Origin of the sequence: Pyxidicoccus xibeiensis (assembly GCF_024198175.1) — a bacterium.
GTDB classification, from domain to species: Bacteria; Myxococcota; Myxococcia; order Myxococcales; family Myxococcaceae; genus Myxococcus; species Myxococcus xibeiensis.
Window position 1 is genome coordinate 995,738 of the sequence record NZ_JAJVKV010000003.1, and the last position, 17,983, is coordinate 1,013,720.

Here is a 17,983-nt window from a genome sequence, read left to right on the forward strand (position 1 = left end):
AGGGGTGTCTGTCCATGAGCACGGCACGCCTGGGGGAGCCGGGGCCGAGGTTCGCGAGCGAGGACGCGGCGGGAGGGGCGGTGGGTCCATACGAGGTCGTGCTGGAGTTCACACGGGCCCACCGGGCCGATGACCCCTATGGCTTCCATGACCTGCGGCCGCAGGAGTACCTGCTGCGCATGGGCCAGGGAGGGGTGAAGAGCGCGTACTTCCCCTGGAGCGAGCGGGTACTGATGGACCTCGCGGCGCTGGCACGTGGGGAGCCGGACCCGGTGGCGGCGCGGCGGCTGGGCGAGGAGCTGCGGCGCTTCCTGGACGCGCTGGACTGGGGAGGGCACGAGGACGCCCTGGAGGCCGAGGCGCGGAGCGGGCGGGGGCCCCGGCTGGTGGTGCGCTCGGCGGCGGCGGAGCTGTACTCGCTGCCGTGGGAGCTGGCGACGTTCAAGGACAGCGGGCAGCACCTGGCGGACCTGCGCGGCTTCACGCTGCGCTACGAGTGGCCCCGGGAGGTGCGCCCGGCGCCCGCGCCCTCGGCCCGGGAGGGGCGCGTGCTGCTGGCCTGGTCCGAGGCGGGCGGCGGCGTGCCGGAGAAGGAGCACCAGGAGGCGCTCGCGCGGGCCAGCCTGGAGGGGGGCTTCGGCTTCGAGGGGCGGCGGGACGTGCTGCCCAAGGTGTCGCTGGAGGCGCTGGAGAAGACGCTGCGCGAGGCCGTGCAGGCCGACGAGCCCGTCGCCGTGCTGCACCTGCTCTGTCACGGGGCGCCGCTGGGGACGTCGGAGGACAGTCACTACGGGCTGGTGTGGAACGCGCCGGAGGGCGGCAGGCGCCTGGTGGACGCGGGGGCGCTGGGCGCGGTGCTGGGGCCGTACCGGGACACGCTCCGCATGGTGGTGCTGTGCGCCTGCCATGGCGGAGACGGCGGCGCGCTGGCCAGCCACCTGGGCAGCCTGGCGCAGGAGCTCCACCGCGTGGGCATCGGCATGGTGGTGGCATCGCGGCTGCCGCTGTCGGCCGAGGGCTCGGTGGTGCTGGCGCGGACGCTGTACGAGAAGCTGCTGGTGGACTCGTGCTCGCTGGAGGAGGCGCTGGGCGCGGCGCGGCGCGGGCTGCGGGTGGAGGTGAAGGGCTTCGACTGGGCCTCGCTGCAGCTGTATGCGCGCCGCACCGGTGACGCGGACCTGCGGCCGGTGGTGCTGCGGCCCTACCAGGGGCTGCTGCCCTTCGGTCCGAGCAACCGGCGCTTCTTCTTCGGACGCAGCCGCCTGGAAGCGGAGCTGCTGGCACGACTGGGGGAGGCCGTGCGGGGGCAGAGGCCCCGCTTCCAGGTGGTGGCGGGCGCGTCCGGCGCGGGGAAGTCCTCGGTGGTGATGGCCGGGCTCATCCCCCAACTGCCACCGGCCGAGTGGGACGTGCTGACGGTGCGGCCCGAGGCGCTGGTGCGCACCATGCCGAGGGCAACGGGCATGCGCGCCGAGGCGCTGCGCGAGCTGCGCCACCGGCTGCACCGGCTGTGGAGCGCCGAGCCCATGGCGGACGAAGGCCGGGTGGAGCCGCACGACGTGCTGGTGGAGGTGTGGAGGCTGAGGCACGCGCGCCCCCAGCAGAGGCTGCTGCTGGTGGTGGACCAGCTCGAGGAGGTCTTCACGCACCTGGACCCCGTGGAGCGCCGCGAGCTGATGCAGGCCCTGTGGGCGCTGGGCCGGGAGAAGGAGCTGGAGTGCGTGGTGGTGACCACGCTGCGGGTGGACTCCTTCGAGCGCTGCGGCGAGGTGGTGCTGGACGCGGACACCCGGCTGGACGCGGTGGTGTACGCGGAGAAGCACCGCGTCTTCGTGCCGCAGATGAGCCCGGAGGAGCTGGCGGAGGCCATCGAGAAGCCCGCACACCGGGTGGGGCTGTACCTGGAGGCGGGGCTGGTGGACCGGCTGTGCCGGGACGTGGGGCAGGAGCCCGGCGCGCTGCCGCTGCTGGAGCACGCGCTGGACACGCTGTGGCGCCACCGCGAAGGCCACCGGCTGACGCACCGGGCCTACGAGGAGATGGAGGGTGTGGCGGGCAGCCTCGTGCAGACGGCGGAGCAGCTCTACGACAGCCTGGAGGAGGACGAGCGCCAGCAGTCCCGGCGGCTGCGCGCGGAGCTGGTCGCGCTGGGGGACGAGACGACGCCCGACACCCGGCGGCGGGTGTGGCTGGAGGACGTGCGCCCCTCGGACCCGGCGGAGCAGGCCGCCTTCGACCGCGTGCTGGACAAGCTGGTGACGGCGCGGCTCGTCACCCGGAGCACCGTGGGGGACGGCGGCGGCAAGGTCTGCCTGGAGGTGGCGCACGAGGCGCTCATCCGCCGGTGGAAGCGGCTGCGGGGCTGGCTCCAGCAGAACCGGCGGCGGCTGCTCCAGTGGCGCGAGCTGCGGGCCATGGCCGAGGCGTGGCAGTTGCACCGCAACGAGCCGGAGGGCGGCAGCTCCTACCTCGCGGTGGGCGCGCGGCTCGGGTATGCGCGCGGCATCCGCGAAGAGCACCAGTGGCAGATGACGGCGCCGGTGCGCGAGTTCCTGGAGGCCTGCGAGGAGCACGAGCACCGCAAGGTGCGGAGCAGGAGGCGGCGGCGGATGGGGCTGGTGCTGGCGATGGGAGTGCTCGCGGCGGTGACCTTCGAGCTGACGCGCCGACATCTCGCCGCCCTGGAGCGGCTGGAGCGTATCGGCCGGCAGGGCACGCAGGTCCACCGCGGCGTCGCGCGGCTGTGTCCCAGGGACGACGCGAAGGCGGAGTGCGGGGAGCTGCGCCAGGCGGCGGACACGTTCCTGGTGGGGCTCGATGCGGCCAACGAGGTCCCGCTCCTGCAGGACCGCGTCACCCACCACATGGCGACCGGCGACACGGCCCGGATGCGGGGAGACCTGGCGAGCGCGAGCGAGGAGTACCGTCAGGCCCTGGCGCTCACCCAGGACCTGCTCGCGAAACAGCCGGACACGCCGCTGTTCAAGCAGATGCGCGTCAGCATCCATGCCAGCCTCGGACAGCTGGCCCACACGCGGGGCCTGTTCAAGGAGGCGCTCCAGCACTACCTCACGCACCTGGAGCTGCTCGACGAGCTGCTGAAGCACGACCCGGCCAACGCCGGCCTCCGGGACGAGCACTCCCGGAGCCTCAAGCGGCTGGCGAAGCTGGCGTCGGACCAGGCCCAGTCGGTGAAGGACGCGGCGCGGCCCCTGGGCAACCCCGACCCCTGAGCCGGCGCCCCGCCGGCTACAGCGTCAGCAGGAACGCGAGCAGGTCATCGCGCTCCCCCGGCGTGAGCGCGCGCGTGTCGCCGTGCTTCGGCCCGGACGCCTCCAGCACCGCGCGCAGCGGGAAGCGCGTGCCCACCACGAGCCGCCCGTCCTTCACCGCGTAGCCGGCGGTGGCGCTCGTCAGCAGGGGCCACACGTCCCACGTGCCCACCAGCGACGGCGTCGCCGCGCCGGGCACCAGGTCCTGCTGCTCCAGCCGCAGCGGCAGCGCCACCGGCGTGCCCACGTCCAGGTACTTCCCGCGCGTGGCCGGGTCCTGGTCCAGCGTGTAGAGCGGCGCGGGGTGGCACTCCACGCAGCGGCCCTTCCCCTCGAACAGCTCGCGCCCGCGCGCCGGGTTCCCCACCGCGCCGTCCGGCAGCTCCACCGACTCCAGCGGTGCGCCGTCCGCGCCCCGGAAGGGGTTGGGCGGCGTCGCCATCATCGCGTTGAAGAGGGTGAGCGCCTCCACCTCCTCCGGCGACGGGGCCGGGTTGTGGAAGCGGTTGCGCCCGCCCACGAAGCTCGCCGTCTCCGCGAGGCTGTCCTGGCTGGCCGGCGTGAAGTACGGCGGCGTGTCCCGGCTGCCCAGCACCGTGGTGGAGCGGTAGATGCGGTTGGGCCGGGTCTTCTCGTAGAAGACGCCGCCCGTGTGCCCCTCGAGGTGGCAGCCGTCGCAGGTAATCCCCGTGCGCCCCAGGTCCGCGTAGTAGAGGACCTGCCCCAGGCGGCGCTTGGCCTGCGCGCGCGACGCCACCACGGGCCACTGGCGCACCACGCGGGCCCGGCCGGCCCTTGCCTCGCGCACGTCCACCACCGCCACCGTCCGCGTGAAGCGGTTGAGCACGTAGAGCGTGCGCCCGTCCGGCGCCAGCGCCAGCGAGCGCGGCCCGGAGTGCAGCTCCTCCCCTGCCCTGCCCTTCGTCCCGAAGTCCTCCGCCGGGCGGATGCGCGGCGTATTCGCGGGCGGCGCCAGCGCCACCTCCTGCAGCACCGCGCCGCGCGCCGCCTTCTCGGCCCCAGCCAGCGCGCGCGCGTCCAGCACGCGCACCCGGCCGACGCCCACGTCCGCCGCGTAGAGCAGCCCGGCGGCGTCATCCAGCGCCAGCCCCTCCGTCACGCCCGCGCCGAAGCCCCGGTGCCGCACGTAGTCGCCCTTCGCCGGGTCCACCACCGCCACGCCGCTGTTGTTGCTCACCTCCATGCGCTTCGGGTTGGGCCCCACGTTGGGGCCCAGGCTGGCCATGAAGAGGCGCCCCAGCCGCTCGCTCGCGACGACGGCGCGGGGCGCCTTGCCGCCCATCACCTGCTCGCGGAAGGGCTCCGTGTGTCCTCCCAGAATCGCCACGCCCGGCCCCGGCGCCACCGTGGCCACGGGCGCGCCGTCCTCCTGGCGCAGCAGCTCCAGCTGGCCCGTCTGGAGGCTGCCCACCGCCAGCACGTCCTTCCACCGCGCCAGCGCGCGCGGGTTGGGGTCCACCGCCGCCGTCCACCGCGGCTTCCCGTCCGCCAGCGACACCGCGTGCACCCTGTCCCGCACGTGCTCGGCGATGAAGGCCACGCCGCGCGCCCCATCCACCTCCAGCCCGTGGGCGCCGAGCGGCGCGGGCAGAGTCCGGGGCGCACTGCCCGGCGCATCCAGCGCGTACAGGCGCAGCTCCGGCTGGTAGCGGTGCACCACGCCCAGCCAAGGCCTGCCGGACGCATCCTGCCAGGTCGCCAGCGCGGAGGGCCCGTCGCCCGCCGCCAGTCGCTCCACCCGGCCCCCCTCCACGTCCAGCGAGAACACCGTGTCCGTGGTGGGCGAGGCCAGGAACAGCGTGCGCCCGTCCGGGGACAGCGCCATCGCCGTCAGGTCCGCGAAGGCCGCGTCGTTCACCACCGTGAGCCGCGAGACGCCCTCGGTCCGAGCGCCGCCAGCGAGCGCCAGCCGCGCCTCCACCACCACCTGCCCCGTGTCCTCCGGCAACGCCAGGTCCGCGGGCAGGCGGGCGTAGGCGTGGCGCGAGTCCACCACCGTCAGCGGCAGCTCGCGCGACAGCGGCGGCCCCAGCGCCAGCGTCAGCCCCGGCACCAGCCGCTCGCCCTGGATGGACAGGGGCTGGGACGTCTCGTTGCTGAGGAGCCGGGGCCCGACCGAGGTGAGCGTCGCACCCGGCGATACACCTCCTGAAACAGCCTCAGGGGACGTCGCCCCCTGGCGCAGCACCACGACGCCCACGGCCGAGCCCACCGCCACCAGCGCCGCCAGCACTCCCCACTTTCGAGCCTTGTGCGTCAATTCGGTTCCGGAGCCTCCGGGCCCCAGCATCCTTCATTGCCCTCGCCGTCGCGATGTTCTCCAGACCTGCCTGCTCAGCAGGGCGCCGACTTCGAATACAGCGCCGGCACGCCATTTTTGCCGCCTGCCGGCAATGAAAATGAGGATTCGTGGAGCGTGCGCCCCACATGGGGTGGAGTGCCCCCCACACCTGTGCGTGCAGGCATTCCGCCCGGCCCTGGAGTGTGCGTTGACAGGTCGGTACACGCATCGCTTAACCTGTTGATGATGCGACGCTTCCTCCTCTGCATGGCCGTCGCCCAGATCCTCGGAATCGGCACGCTGCTCGCCCCGACCGACACCTGGGCCCAGGGCCGCGGCCGTTCGGCGCGCTCTGCGAAGTCGAAGTCCAGCAAGAAGTCCACCTCCAAGGCCCCGCCAAAAATCGAGACGAAGAGCCCCGCGGTGACGGACCCGGTGACGGGTGAGCCCGAGGCCGCGGCCACCGCCGCTCCGCCGCAGCGGGGCCCGGCCCGTATCGACTTCGATGACCGGCTCATCCAGGGACAGACGAACAAGTCCGGCGCCGTCTATCTCTATGACCGCAAGGAGCTGAAGACGCGGTCGATGATCCGCGAGCGCGACAGCTTCCGCTCCGAAACGCTCGCCACGGTGTACGACCAGTAGGGCAGCACCGCCCACCAGCCCTTGAAGGGAGCGTCACCGTTGAGCGGTCAGCCCAGCGTCCTGCAAGTCGTCATCCTCCGCGACGGCCTCCTCGTGGGGACGGAGGTGTTCGTCCCCGGTACCTATTCGCTCGGGTCGGACCCCGCGTCCGACCTGCGCCTGGATGACCCGTCCGTCGAGTCGCGCCATGCGCTGCTCTACTTCCAGAACGGGCGCGCGGCCATCCAGGACGCGGGCTCCACCACGGGCCTGTTCGTCAACGGCCATCGCGTCTCCGCGTGTGAAATCCGCTCGGTGGACGAGGTGCTCTGCGGCCCCTTCGTGCTGAAGACTCGCGTGCTGGCGCAGAGGCCACAGGAGGCCAAGCCCCAGCCGCCGCCGGAAGTGGCCGCGATGCTCGCCGCCGCGCAGCCGCCTCCGCCCGGCGCCTCCGCGCCGCAGCAGCCCGCGGCCGTGCGGCAGCTCCGGGCGGCGCCCGCGCCCCAGCCCCAGCCGCTCGCCACCACCGTGCCCGCGGTGCGCGCCGTGCCGCAGGCTCCGCCGCCCCAGCAGCCCGCGCTCCGTCCGGTGCCGCCCCAGCAGCCCGCGCAGCGCGTGGGCAACGCCGTGACGCAGGCGGCGTATGCCCCCTCGCCGGCCCCGCAGGTCGCCGCGCCCAACGTCGTGGCCCTGCCGCAGCCCGCGCAGCAGGCCGTGTCGCCCATGCCCGTTCCGGGGGCGCACGCGCCCTGGCCCTCGCAGCAGCAGGCCCCCGTGCCCGTGCCGGCCGGCACCCTGCCGTCGGTGCGCCGCCGCGCCACGCAGGAGCAGCCGCAGTCGGACATGAACGCCAGCATGCTGTTCGCGGACGACCTGCTGGCGGACGTCACCCTCGACCCGCTCCCGGACGCCTCGGGCCCGCTGCTCCAGGAGCACCGCCCCACGGCCACGCGGCCCACGCACGCGCCGCGCGTCGGCCAGGGCAAGGGCGCCGCCCAGCTCTACCTGGAGCTGTACTGGGGTGCCATCCGCAAGGACGCGCGCCGCTTCAAGCCGGACTCGAAGAAGCCCGTGCAGGCCTCGGTGGAGCTTCCCGAGGCCATGCCGCTGTGGGGCTTCACGCTGCCGGACACTGGCGCGCCCTTCACGCTCGCCGAGAGCCTCAACGGCGCCTTCCGCCTCTTCGTGCCGCCGGGCACGGAGGTGGAGAAGAGCGGCAATGACGGCCGCTTCGCCCCCGTCACCGGCGCGGCGCTGGAGTCCGACGGCAACCGCCGCTTCCTCACGCTGCGCCAGGGCACCGCCGCGCGGCTGACGCAGGGCCAGATGTCCCTGGTGGCCTACGCGGCCCCCAAGCCCGAGCGCGTCTGGGTCAACCCCCTGCGGGGCATGCCCTGGCTGGCGCTGGCGTGCTTCATCCTGTTCGGCGGCGCCTTCGCGGGCTTCCTCGCCCTCAAGCCCGCCACGCCGGAGACGGCGGACTTCACGCAGCGGAACCTGCCGCCCGTGGCCCTGCGCCTCATCGCCCCCGAGCCGAAGAAGAAGGAGGAGGCGAAGAAGAAGCTGGAGGCCCTGAAGCAGAAGGCCCCCAAGCCGGTGAAGGAGAAGGTCGCGGAGAAGGCTCCGCCCAAGCCGGTGGAGAAGACGCCGCCGCCCCAGCCCGCCAAGGCCGTGGCCGCCGCCCCGCCGGAGAGCCGGGCGCTCAAGGCGCTGGCGAAGCTGTCGGCCGCCGGGCCCGCGACGAATGACCTGCTGGCCGCGGTGGACAAGCTGGGCAGCGGCCCGGGCAGCAAGAACGTGAAGAACTCCAACTACAAGCTGTCCGGCCTCATCGGCAAGGCGCCCATCGCCAACGCGGGCCTGGGCACCTTCGGCCTGGGCGGCGGCGGCAAGGGCGGCGGCGCCACGCTGGGCGCCGAGCTCTTGCGCGGCAAGGGCGGCGGCGGCATCGGCGCGCTGGGCGCGGGCGGCGTGGGCAAGGGCAAGGTGGGCGGCACCGTCACCCGCGCCACGGCCCGCAGCATCGCCTCCACCCAGGGCACCGTGGACCGCGAGGCCGTGGCGCGCGTCATCAACAGCCACCTCAACGAGGTGCACGGCTGCTACGAGCGCGCGCTGCTGAAGAACCCGGGCCTCGCCGGCAAGGTAGTGCTGGAGTGGACCATCGGCGCCGCCGGCCGCGTGGTCGCCGCCAAGACGAAGTCCTCCACGCTGAGCAACGCCGCCGTGGAGGCGTGCATCCTCTCCAGCCTCAAGGGCTGGACGTTCCCCGCCCCCAAGGGTGGCGTCGTCATCATCACCTACCCGTTCCTCTTCAACTCCGTCGGTTACTGACGCGGCTCCCCACCGCGTCCGTCTCCCCCCTCCGCCAGGAAGCCCCCACCGTGCGATACGCCCTGCTCATCCTCTCGTTCCTGGTGCCCGGCCTTGCGCGCGCCCAGGCCGAGGCGCTCGAGAACCCCGGCGCCGTCTCCGCCATCCAGGAGCGGCAGTACCGGATGCACCACGAGCTGCTGCTCGGCGTCGGCGTGCTGCCGGCCGATGCCTTCTACAAGGGCCTCATCGGCGCCGTCGGCTACACGTACCACTTCAGCGACAGCTTCGCGTGGCAGGTGGGCCGCGGCATGTACAGCTACAACGTGCAGACGAGCCTGCGCCGCCAGCTCGAGCGCGACTTCGACGTGGCCCCCACCGCGTCCGCCTTCGAGGACCAGGTGCAGTGGATGGTGGGCTCGGACCTCGTCTGGAGCCCGCTCTACGGAAAGACGGCCTTCCTCAACAGCTCGGTGCTGCACTTCGAGGCGTTCCTGCTGGGCGGCGGCACCGTGGTGAAGATTGACCGGCAGGACGGCTTCCGCCCCGCGGTCAACCTGGGCCTGGGCGTGCGCCTGTTCTCCGGCCAGACGCTGTCCTTCCGGCTGGACGTGACGAACAACGTCGTCTTCGCCGGCACCTCCCGCATCATCAACGTCCCGACGGTCCAGCTCGGCACCGCGTTCAACTTCGGCGCCACGGAATGACTCCTCGCAAGCTCATCGCCGCGCTCGCCAGCGCCGCGCTCCTCGTGTCTCCAGCGACCGCCCCCGCGCAGTCCGGCGGCGCGCTGCCCATGCCCCCACCGCCCGCCGGCGGCAAGCCCGCGCAGACCGCTGCGCCCGCGCCCGCCGCTGGCAAGCCCGCCGCCGACGCCGCTGGCAAGCCCGCCGCCGAGGCTGAGGCGAAGCCCGCCGAGGGCGCGGCTCCGGCCGCCGCCGCCGAGGCCGCCCCGCCCGCGCCGCAGAAGGTGGACCCGGCCATCTTCGACCAGGCGCTGAAGGACTACTTCGACGGCGACCCGCGCGCCGCCGCCGGGCCGCTGTACGCCTGGCTGCAGCAGGCGCCCAAGACGGACGAGAACTACGCCTGGGGCCAGTACTTCCTCGCGCGCAGCCTCATCGACCTCGGCCTCACGCACGCGGGCGCCTCGTACCTGGCCCGCATCGCCCGCGAGCGCTCCAACCCCAACGTGCTGCCCCGCGCGCTGGACACGCTCAAGCAGCTCACGGACCGCCCGCACGACGACGTGATGATCGACGAGCAGGTCTTCGGCGCGCTGGATTTGGGCTTCCTGCCGGAGGAGACGGGCGCGTACGCCCACTACCAGCAGGGCCTGGTGGACCTGCGCGTGGGCAACGAGCGCTGGGCCAACACGCACTTCGCCAAGCTGTCGGAGACGAGCCCGGAAGCCAGCCACGCGAAGTTCGCGCTGCTGGTCACCCGCCTCAAGTCGGTGAAGGAGCCCTCCGACGAGCTCATCACCGACTTCCTCGGCCTGTCCAAGGACGAGAAGCTCACCCGCGAGGCGCGCAACGAGGCGGCGCTCGCGGTGGCCCGCCTGCGCTACGAGCGCAAGGACTACACGGGCGCGCTGGAGGCCTACAACCTGGTCAAGCTGCCCGAGCTGGACCCGGGCCGCGCCAGCCTCTACCTGGAGGAGGCGTGGACCCGGTACAAGCTGGGCGAGCTGCGCGCCTCGCTGGGCATCCTCACCACGCTGGACGCGCCCTCCTTCCGGGACGAGTTCCTCCCGGACAAGTACCTGCTGCGCGCCCTCATCTACCGCGACCTGTGCCACTACCTGCCCGCCAAGCGCGCCGCCAAGGAGCTGACGCGCCGCTTCGCGGACTCGCTGGAGGCGGTGCGCAACCGCGAGGACCTCACCGAGGACGCGCGCCTGCGCCGCGCCGCCAACGCGCACGGCGGCACCCAGCGCGCCGCGCGCTTCGTGGAGACGCTGGACTTGGAAGGTGAGCGGCTGGGCCGCTACGCCGGCAGCTTCGGCGACCGGCTCTTCGCGCACCTGACGAAGCTGTATGACCTGTCCCGCGCCGAGGCGGTCCGCATCCATCAGGAGCGGCTGGCCGAGGCGGTGCGGCAGGAAGCCGACACATTGCTGCGCGCCGCCGAGCAGGTGCGCCTCATGGAGTACGAGGTGGGCCTGAAGCTGTACGAGCGCGTGAAGAAGGGCGCGAAGGTGGTGGCGCCGGAGGACGAGCAGGACCTGTCCCCGACCAACGTCGCCTTCCGCTTCGGCGGGGAGTACTGGAACGACGAGCTCAAGTCGTACCGGGTCCGCATCGAGAGCCGCTGCATCGAGGAGACCCCATGACCGGCCACCTGACCGGCCTGATTGCCGCCGCGCTGCTGGCGGCCGCCCCTGGTGGGCCGGGACGTCCCGGCCCGGGCGCCAACCCCATCGTCTCCAAGGCGAAGGAGCGCGACGAGCTCATCGCCAAGCTCAAGCGCGACATCTTCAAGGTGGACCGCTCCATCGGCGAGACGGAGCGCCTCATCTCCAAGAGCCGCAACGCGCCGTACCTGCCGGACCTCCAGTTCCGGCTGGCCGAGCTCTACGTGGAGAAGAGCCGCTACGTCTATTACCTCCAGGCCGAGTCCCGGCCGGAGGGCGCGTCCGGGGCCATCGTCTCTCCCGAGACGCGGCTGATGAAGCAGAAGGCCGTGCAGATGTACTACCGGTTGCTGCGCGAGTACCCGGACTTCAAGGACGGCGACCAGGTGACGTTCTACCTGGCGCACGAGCAGCGCGAGCTGGGCCAGTTCGACGAGATGCTCAAGACGCTCGGCGACCTGACGCGCAAGTTCCCCAACAGCCCGCTGCGGCTGGAGGCGGAGCAGATCCTCGGCGACCACTTCTTCGACAAGGCGGACCTCGTCGAGGCGGAGAAGCACTACCAGGCGATTCTCGAGGCCCCGCCCTCGCCGGTGCACGACCTGGCCCGCTACAAGATGGGCTGGATTCGCGTCAACCAGGCCAAGCACGCCGAGGCCGTGACGTTCTTCGAGGCCGCCGCCGCCAGCGCGCCGCTGCCGGGCGTGGACGTGAAGAAGGCGCTCAACGTCAAGCGCGAGGCGCTGCTGGACCTCGTCTACAGCTACACCGAGGCCCGGCCCGCGAAGGGCGCGCTGAACTACTTCGAGAAGCTGAGCGACAGCCGCGCCACCTACGCGCTGGCGCTGGACAAGCTGGGCAACCGCTACTTCATCAAGCAGCAGTACGAGTGGGCCATTCCCGCGCTGCGCAAGCTGATGGAAATCCAGCACGACCCCGAGCTGGACCTGGAGCGCGGCCAGAAGCTCTATGACGCCCTCAAGGCGTCCAAGGGCAAGGTGCTGCCGGAGCCGGAGGACCTGCGCTTCCTGGTGCGCGCGGCGGTGCAGAGCAAGAAGGACCCGGAGCTGGCCGAGGCGGACCGCAAGAAGCACCTGGTGGAGCTGGAGGAGATGGCGCGAGACCTCTCCACGCAGCTGCACCTGGCGGCACAGAAGAAGGACGAGAAGGACCTCTACCTGCGCACGGCCGCGGCCTACGAGGCGTACCTGGGCCTGTTCCGTCCCGACAAGTACGTGCGCCCCCTCATGAAGAACCGCGCGGACGCGCTGTTCTCCGCCAATGCCTTCCCGGAGGCCGCGCGCCAGTTCGAGGAGCTGGCCCGCTACGAGGCCAAGGCGAAGGACGCCAAGGGCGAGGAGGAGGCCCTCAACGCCGCGCTGCTGGCGCACTTCTCCACGCTCAAGCCGGAGGAGGCGCTCAAGCGCAATGCCTTCGAGGTGGCGGACGCGCGCCAGGCGATGAAGCTGCTGGGCGCCGAGTTCGTGTCGCGCTACCCGAAGAGCGACAACGCGCTCAACGTGAAGTTCAACATCGCCCGCGCCTACTACGAGGACGGCGAGTACCCGAAGGCCGCGGAGCTGTTCACCGCCTTCGCGGTGGGCCACCCGCAGCACAAGGAGGCCCCCGTCGCGGGCAACCTGGCGCTGGACAGCCTCCGGCAGCTCAACGACTTCAAGGGCCTGGACGAGACGGGGAAGAAGCTCCTCGCCGCGCCGCTGCCGCAGGCCTTCCGCGCGGACGTGCAGAAAATCCTGACGCAGAGCCGCGCCGAGGCGCTCGACGAGCTGGCGCTGCAGAGCGCCCAGGAGACGGGCGACGTCATCCAGGGCCTCGTGAAGGTCGCGGACGAGAACAAGAACACCGACATCGGCGAGAAGGCCCTGTATGGCGCCTTCACCGCCGCGCGTGAGAAGCGCGACCTGCAGGCCGAGCGCGAGCTGGGCGCGAAGCTGGCGCAGGACTACCCGAAGAGCCAGTACCTGTCGGACGTGCTCCTGACGCTGGGCCGGCACGCGGCGGAGGCCGCGTCGTTCGGCGAGGCGGCGGGCTGGTTCGAGCAGGTGGGCCAGAAGCTGGGCGGCGACTTCGCCGCGGTGGACGGCTGGCTGGCCGGCGCGCGGCTGCGCATGGCGCTGGGAGAGTACAAGGAAGCGGCCCGCAACCTGGAGGCCGCGGCGGAGGTGTCCGGCGCGCGCAAGGCCGAGGTGCTGGTGCTGCTGGCCGAGACGCGGCTGAAGCAGAAGGACTACGCCCGCGCGAAGACGGCGGCGGAGTCCGCGCTGAAGCTGGACTCGGGCAGCGCGGGTGCGGCGGCGGTGCTGGCGCAGGTGCAGGCCGCCACCGTCCCCACCGCTTCCGCCGACGCGCTCATCGCCACCCTCACCAAGGCGGTGCAGGGCCCCAACGGGCAGACGGAGGAGGCCGCCAAGGGCCTGTGGTACCTCGGCGAAATCCTCTACCGCGGCTACAAGGACCTGCCGGCCGACAAGGTCGAGGAGAAGGTCGCCGCGCTGCAGAGCCTGGAGGGCATCTACACGCAGGCCGCCTCGCTGGGCTACCCCGAGTGGGCCGTGGCCTCGCTGTGGAAGCTGGCGCTGGCGTACGGGCACATCGCGGACGTGGTGGAGCAGACGCCGGTGCCGGCGGGCATGTCCGCCGCGGAGTCGCAGCAGTTCCGGGCGGCGGTGAAGGAGCAGGTCACGCCGCTGAAGCAGCGCTCTGAAGAAGCCTTCAAGGCGTGCCTGTCGCGCGCCGAGTCGCTGGAGGTCTTCAGCGCCGCGGTGCTGGGCTGCCGCACGCGCTCGGAGACGGCGGCGCTGCCGGTGCCGCAGCCGGCCGCCCCCACGCAGCCGGCCGCGCTGGAGGAGCTGCGCAAGAAGGCCGAGCGCACGCTCACCGCGGAGACGCTGGAGGCGCTGGGCCTGGCGTACCTGGAGGCGCGGCAGTTCGGCATGGCGCAGCTCACGCTGGGCCGTGTCACGGAGCTGCAGGACACGCGGGCCTCGGCGCACTCCGCGCTGGGCTGGGCGCTGCTCAACATGGGGGACGCCATGGGCGCGCGCGCCGCGTACGCCAAGGCGATGGACTCCGACCCCACCTTCGACAAGGCCCGCCTCAACCTGGCCGCGCTGCGCTGCCGCTTCGGCGACGTGGACGGGGCCCGCCGCGAGCTGGCCGTCCTCAAGGACGTCAACACCCTCACCGGCGCCGACGTGGACGGAGGGTGGAAGGCATGCAAGTGAGCGCGCGCACCCTCGCGCTCGGGGCCCTGCTCCTGGCTTCCAGCGCCTGCTCCCCCGAGGGCGGCGCGCTGGAGGGCAGCGTGGCCCCCCTGCTGGACCTCCGCTACGAGCGCGTGGAGGCCCAGTGGGCCCCGGGCGAGCTGGCCATCAACTTCGTCACCGCGCAGGGCTCGGGCATCAACACCGTGCTGAAGGTCAGCGCCCTGGTGGGGGACATGATTCCGGAGGGCTACACGGGCCCGCTGGACATCGACCTGGCGCAGGTCCTCGAGGACGGCGCGCAGCGGGGCGCCATCGGCCGCAGCGTGCTGGACGAGCCGGCACGGACCTTCCCCCAGCTGGAGCGCGGCGGCCTCCAGGTGGACGGCACGCCCGTCGAGGCCGGCAGCCGCATCACCGGCGACTTCCACGTCACCTTCGTCAACGGCACGGACGTCTACTCCGGCCGCACCATCTTCGGCAGCTTCGAGGCCACGGTCCAACAATGAAGCGCATCGTCCTGCTCACCCTGCCCCTCCTGGTCGCCTGCGGCCCGCGCTACGGCATGCGCGTGCCCGAGTCGCTGGAGAAGAAGCTCCCCTACGAGGCGCGCATCGAGCTGCTCGAGGCGGAGAACGACCTGGCGCTCGCCATCGACAAGGTGGACGAGGCCGACAACGAGATTGGCCGTGCCCGCGACAACATCCGCCGCGCCCGCTCCCGCCAGGAGGCGGCGGAGGACGAGGTGGACCGCGCCACGGACGAGGTGTCGCGCGAGGTGGCGAAGCTGGCCATCGCCGAGGCCGAGGCCCGCGTGGAGTACCTGCGCGCCCGCCAGCGGCTCAGCGTGGGCCTGCGCGAGGTGGAGCGGCTGTCCCTGCGCTGCGCCTTCGCGAAGTTCGAGCTGGCCCGGCTGACGACGGCGCGCAAGGCGAAGGTGGAGGGCAGCGAGCGCCTGGAGCCGAAGGACTACGAAGAGCAGGTGTCCGAGTGCGAGGCGGAGGTGAAGGAGGAGCGCGCCGACCTCGCCGAGGACGAGAAGGAAGAGAAGGCGGCTCGGGCGGTGTGGGAGGAGAAGAAGACGGCGCTGGCGAAGAAGACCTTCGACGCTCGTGCGAGTCCCTACGTGGAGAACCTCTAATGTCGACGACCGCCGGCTTCCTGGTGCTCCAACTGCTCACCGCGCAGGTCCCCGGGCCGGACGCGGCCACCCTCGAGCGCACCGCCGCCGTGGAGAGCGCGCGCCTGGAGCAGTCCCCCGACGACGCCGACGCGCTGTACCGGCTGGGCACCGCGTTCCTGTCGCTCAACAAGCCGAAGAAGGCGGTGGAGCCGCTCAAGAAGCTGGTGGCGCTGGAGCCCGAGCTGATTCCGCCCAAGCTGGCGCTGGCCCGGGCGCTGCGGCTGGCGGGCGACGCGGAAGCCGCGCGCACCGTGCTGGACACGGGCATCGCCGCCTTCCCGGAGGACTCCACCCTGCGCGCCGAGCGGGGCCTGCTGGCGCGCGTGCTGGACGAGAACGACGTGGCCATCAGCAGCTACTCGGTGGCCGCGGAGCTGGCGCCCCAGGACGCGGAGCTGCGCTTCAACCTGGGCGAGGCCCTGCAGCGCGCCGGCCGCACGGACGACGCGATAGAGGCCTACCGCGAGGCGCTGAAGCTGGACGCCAAGCTCAACGTCGCCCGGGTGAACCTGGGCAAGGCGCTGGCGGAGAAGGGGCTCAACGGCGAGGCCAAGGAGACGCTGCGCGAGGCCACCCGCGAGAAGCTGGGCGACTCGGAAGCGCACTACAACCTGGGCGTCATCCTGATGCGGGAGAACGACCTGGACGGCGCCATCGCCGAGTACCAGCGCACCCTCGCCGCGGAGCCCAAGCACGCGCGCGCCCACAACAACCTGGGCGTGGCCCTCAACGAGAAGGGCGACCCGCGCAAGGCCACCGAGGCCTTCCTCAAGGCCATCTCCGCGGACCCGAAGTACGCGGAGGCGCACTTCAACCTGGGGCTGGCGTACTTCCAGCTCGGCGACAACGTGCGCGCCACCAAGTCCTTCGAGAAGGCGCTGGTGCTGGAGCCCCGGCGCGCCAGCGGGCCTTACACGCAGCTGGGCCACCTGTACCTGGCGCAGGGCAAGAAGAAGCAGGCGGTGGCGGCCTTCCAGAAGGCGATTGAGAAGAGCACCGAGGACGGCCGCAAGACGACCGAGGCCTACCAGGGCCTGGCGCGGGCATACCTGGGGCTGGGCAAGGCCGACGAGGCGGTGGCCACGCTGAAGACGGCGGTGGAGACCTTCCCGAAGGACGCGAGCGCCCGGGCGGCGTATGGCGACGCGCTCAAGGCCAAGGGCGACCTGGACGGGGCCATCGCGCAGCTCGAGGCGTGCGTGGGCCTGGCGCCCACCGTGGAGAACCGGCTGGCCCTGGCGGACGCGTACGCCAAGAAGCGGGTGAGCGCGAAGGCGAAGCCGCTGTACGAGGAGCTGCTCAAGGAGGAGCCGGGCAACCGCGCCGCGAAGCTCGCGCTGGCGGACCTGCTGCTGGCCATGGGCGACTACGTGACGGCCGAAGGGCTGCTGAAGCCGAAGGAAGGCGAGGAGGCCGACACGGCGGCGCTGGCGCGGCTGGGCATCGTCCACTCGCGGCGCGGACGGCCGGACCTGGCGGTGACGGAGCTGGAGGCGGTCGTGGCGAAGGACCCGGCGCAGCTGGAGGCCCGGGCCGAGCTGGGCTTCCTCTACCTGCGCGGCGGTGACGGCGCGAAGGCGAAGAAGGTGCTGGCCTCCGTGCTGGCGGTGGAGCCTCGCAACGCGCTGGGGCTGCTGTACCTGGGCCACGCGCTGTTCCAGCAGGGCAACGCGAAGGACGCGGAGAAGTCCTTCCGCGGCGCCGCGCAGGTGGACCCGAACTTCGCCGAGCCGCACAACGCGCTGGGGCAGCTGCTGGAGGCCTCGAAGCGCATGGACGAGGCGAAGGGCGCCTATGAGACGGCGCTGAAGCTGCAGCCGGACCATGAGGACGCGAAGGCGGCCCTGAAGCGGATGGCCACGGCGTCAGCTCCGACGCCGTAGTCCGGGTGGGCCGCGGCGTCGTCAACCGGCGCCACGGTCGCACCTCCCCGCGGGGCTCAGCCGGGGACGCCCAGCAGCACCGCGCCGACCGCGACGAGCACCGCGCCTCCGAGCTGCCGCCGCTCCAGGCGCTCTCCCTGCAGCCCGGCCAGTCCCAGCGCGAAGGCGATGGAGGTGTTGCGCAGCGTCAGCACCACGCCCGCGCCGCTGCTGCCCAGCGCCGACAGCAGCAGCGCGAAGGACAGCGTGCAGACGATGCCGGTGACCACCACGAGCCCAGGCCTGACGAGGGCCTCGCGCCGGAGGGTGGCCCAGCCGAGCTTCCGGCTTCGCTCCAGGACGAGCACCGGCAGCGCGACGAGGAGCCCCGTGGCGAAGAGGGCCGGCGGCTGCGCTCCCTCGCCCAGCGCCAGCTTGTAGCTCAGGTGATAGCCGGCGATGCACAGCGCCGCCAGCGCGGCCCACGCCACGCCGGTGGCCGCGGGGCCCGTGGGGCGCGTCAGGTTCATCACCAGCAGCCCCACGCCCAGCAGCACGGCGCCGGAGACCATCCACACGGACACGGCCTCGCCCAGCCACAGCACGGACACGGGCCAGACCAGCAGCATCGCCCCTCCGCGAGACACCGTGTACGCGAGCCCCAGGGGCGCCTGCTTCAGCGCCCGGGACAGCGCCGCCAGGTAGATGCTCTCGCACGCCCCGGCGCCCAGGGCCCAGGCGAGACCGCGCGCCGTCGGGAACGCCTCGCCCCGCATCCCGAGCGTCCACAGCCCACCGCCCACCACGGCCACGGAGATGACGCTGACGACGCCCACCTCCGGATTCG

11 protein-coding genes and 1 pseudogene are annotated in these 17,983 nt (G+C 72.7%); 9 read left to right on the top strand and 3 right to left on the bottom strand.

Annotation, left to right across the window (positions count from 1 at the left end; all coding sequences use genetic code 11):
- Window positions 1-14: 14 nt before the first annotated feature.
- Entirely contained in the window at window positions 15-3,233 is a 3,219-nt protein-coding gene (locus LXT23_RS16935; protein WP_253981195.1) for an nSTAND1 domain-containing NTPase, read from the top strand.
- Between the two features lie 16 nt (window positions 3,234-3,249).
- On the opposite strand, the gene LXT23_RS16940 is transcribed toward LXT23_RS16935, so the two are convergent.
- The gene (locus LXT23_RS16940; RefSeq protein ID WP_253981196.1) at window positions 3,250-5,553 is read right to left on the bottom strand and encodes an NHL repeat-containing protein; all 2,304 of its coding nucleotides are present in this window, start codon (window positions 5,551-5,553) and stop codon (window positions 3,250-3,252) included.
- A 264-nt stretch (window positions 5,554-5,817) separates the two neighbouring features.
- Here LXT23_RS16940 and LXT23_RS16945 point away from each other — a divergent pair, with 264 nt between their 5' ends.
- The 8 genes from LXT23_RS16945 to LXT23_RS16980 are packed head-to-tail and all read left to right on the top strand — an operon-like array spanning window position 5,818 to window position 17,157.
- Complete coding sequence (locus LXT23_RS16945; RefSeq protein WP_253981197.1) at window positions 5,818-6,219, top strand: hypothetical protein; 402 nt, start codon at window positions 5,818-5,820, stop codon at window positions 6,217-6,219.
- Between the two features lie 39 nt (window positions 6,220-6,258).
- Window positions 6,259-8,532, top strand: coding sequence for an AgmX/PglI C-terminal domain-containing protein (locus LXT23_RS16950; RefSeq protein ID WP_253981198.1), 2,274 nt, complete (start codon window positions 6,259-6,261; stop codon window positions 8,530-8,532).
- A 50-nt stretch (window positions 8,533-8,582) separates the two neighbouring features.
- A complete protein-coding gene (locus LXT23_RS16955) occupies window positions 8,583-9,218 on the top strand; it encodes an outer membrane beta-barrel domain-containing protein (RefSeq protein WP_253981199.1) in 636 nt (211 codons plus the stop codon).
- Window positions 9,215-10,846, top strand: a complete 1,632-nt coding sequence (locus tag LXT23_RS16960) for a hypothetical protein (protein WP_253981200.1) — start codon at window positions 9,215-9,217, stop codon at window positions 10,844-10,846. The genes LXT23_RS16955 and LXT23_RS16960 overlap by 4 nt, the downstream gene beginning before the upstream one ends.
- Complete coding sequence (bamD, locus tag LXT23_RS16965; RefSeq protein WP_253981201.1) at window positions 10,843-14,112, top strand: outer membrane protein assembly factor BamD; 3,270 nt, start codon at window positions 10,843-10,845, stop codon at window positions 14,110-14,112. Before LXT23_RS16960 ends, bamD begins: the two co-directional genes overlap by 4 nt.
- On the top strand, window positions 14,103-14,600 hold the full coding sequence (locus LXT23_RS16970; RefSeq protein WP_253981202.1) for a hypothetical protein: 498 nt from the start codon (window positions 14,103-14,105) through the stop codon (window positions 14,598-14,600). The genes bamD and LXT23_RS16970 overlap by 10 nt, the downstream gene beginning before the upstream one ends.
- Complete coding sequence (locus LXT23_RS16975) at window positions 14,597-15,232, top strand: hypothetical protein (RefSeq protein ID WP_253981203.1); 636 nt, start codon at window positions 14,597-14,599, stop codon at window positions 15,230-15,232. Before LXT23_RS16970 ends, LXT23_RS16975 begins: the two co-directional genes overlap by 4 nt.
- On the top strand, window positions 15,232-17,157 hold the full coding sequence (locus LXT23_RS16980; protein ID WP_253981204.1) for a tetratricopeptide repeat protein: 1,926 nt from the start codon (window positions 15,232-15,234) through the stop codon (window positions 17,155-17,157). The genes LXT23_RS16975 and LXT23_RS16980 overlap by 1 nt, the downstream gene beginning before the upstream one ends.
- 56 nt (window positions 17,158-17,213) lie before the next feature.
- Here the strand turns inward: LXT23_RS16980 and LXT23_RS50865 are convergent, their stop codons facing one another.
- Both LXT23_RS50865 and LXT23_RS50870 read right to left on the bottom strand, forming a co-directional pair.
- Window positions 17,214-17,666 carry an EamA family transporter gene (locus LXT23_RS50865; RefSeq protein ID WP_456105634.1) on the bottom strand — a complete coding sequence of 151 codons (453 nt, stop codon included), beginning with the start codon at window positions 17,664-17,666 and terminating at the stop codon, window positions 17,214-17,216.
- Between the two features lie 3 nt (window positions 17,667-17,669).
- A pseudogene (locus LXT23_RS50870) lies at window positions 17,670-17,807 on the bottom strand (permease); the annotation flags it as partial.
- Window positions 17,808-17,983 lie beyond the last annotated feature (176 nt).

Excerpts from the sequence above, each read along its gene's own strand:
- LXT23_RS16935 (WP_253981195.1), top strand. The coding sequence starts at position 15 with ATGAGCACGGCACGCCTGGGGGAGCCGGGGCCGAGGTTCGCGAGCGAG.
- LXT23_RS16945 (WP_253981197.1), top strand. The coding sequence starts at position 5,818 with ATGATGCGACGCTTCCTCCTCTGCATGGCCGTCGCCCAGATCCTCGGA.
- LXT23_RS16960 (WP_253981200.1), top strand. The coding sequence starts at position 9,215 with ATGACTCCTCGCAAGCTCATCGCCGCGCTCGCCAGCGCCGCGCTCCTC.
- bamD (WP_253981201.1), top strand. The coding sequence starts at position 10,843 with ATGACCGGCCACCTGACCGGCCTGATTGCCGCCGCGCTGCTGGCGGCC.
- LXT23_RS16970 (WP_253981202.1), top strand. The coding sequence starts at position 14,103 with ATGCAAGTGAGCGCGCGCACCCTCGCGCTCGGGGCCCTGCTCCTGGCT.
- LXT23_RS16975 (WP_253981203.1), top strand. The coding sequence starts at position 14,597 with ATGAAGCGCATCGTCCTGCTCACCCTGCCCCTCCTGGTCGCCTGCGGC.
- LXT23_RS16980 (WP_253981204.1), top strand. The coding sequence starts at position 15,232 with ATGTCGACGACCGCCGGCTTCCTGGTGCTCCAACTGCTCACCGCGCAG.
- LXT23_RS50865 (WP_456105634.1), bottom strand. The coding sequence starts at position 17,666 with ATGAACCTGACGCGCCCCACGGGCCCCGCGGCCACCGGCGTGGCGTGG.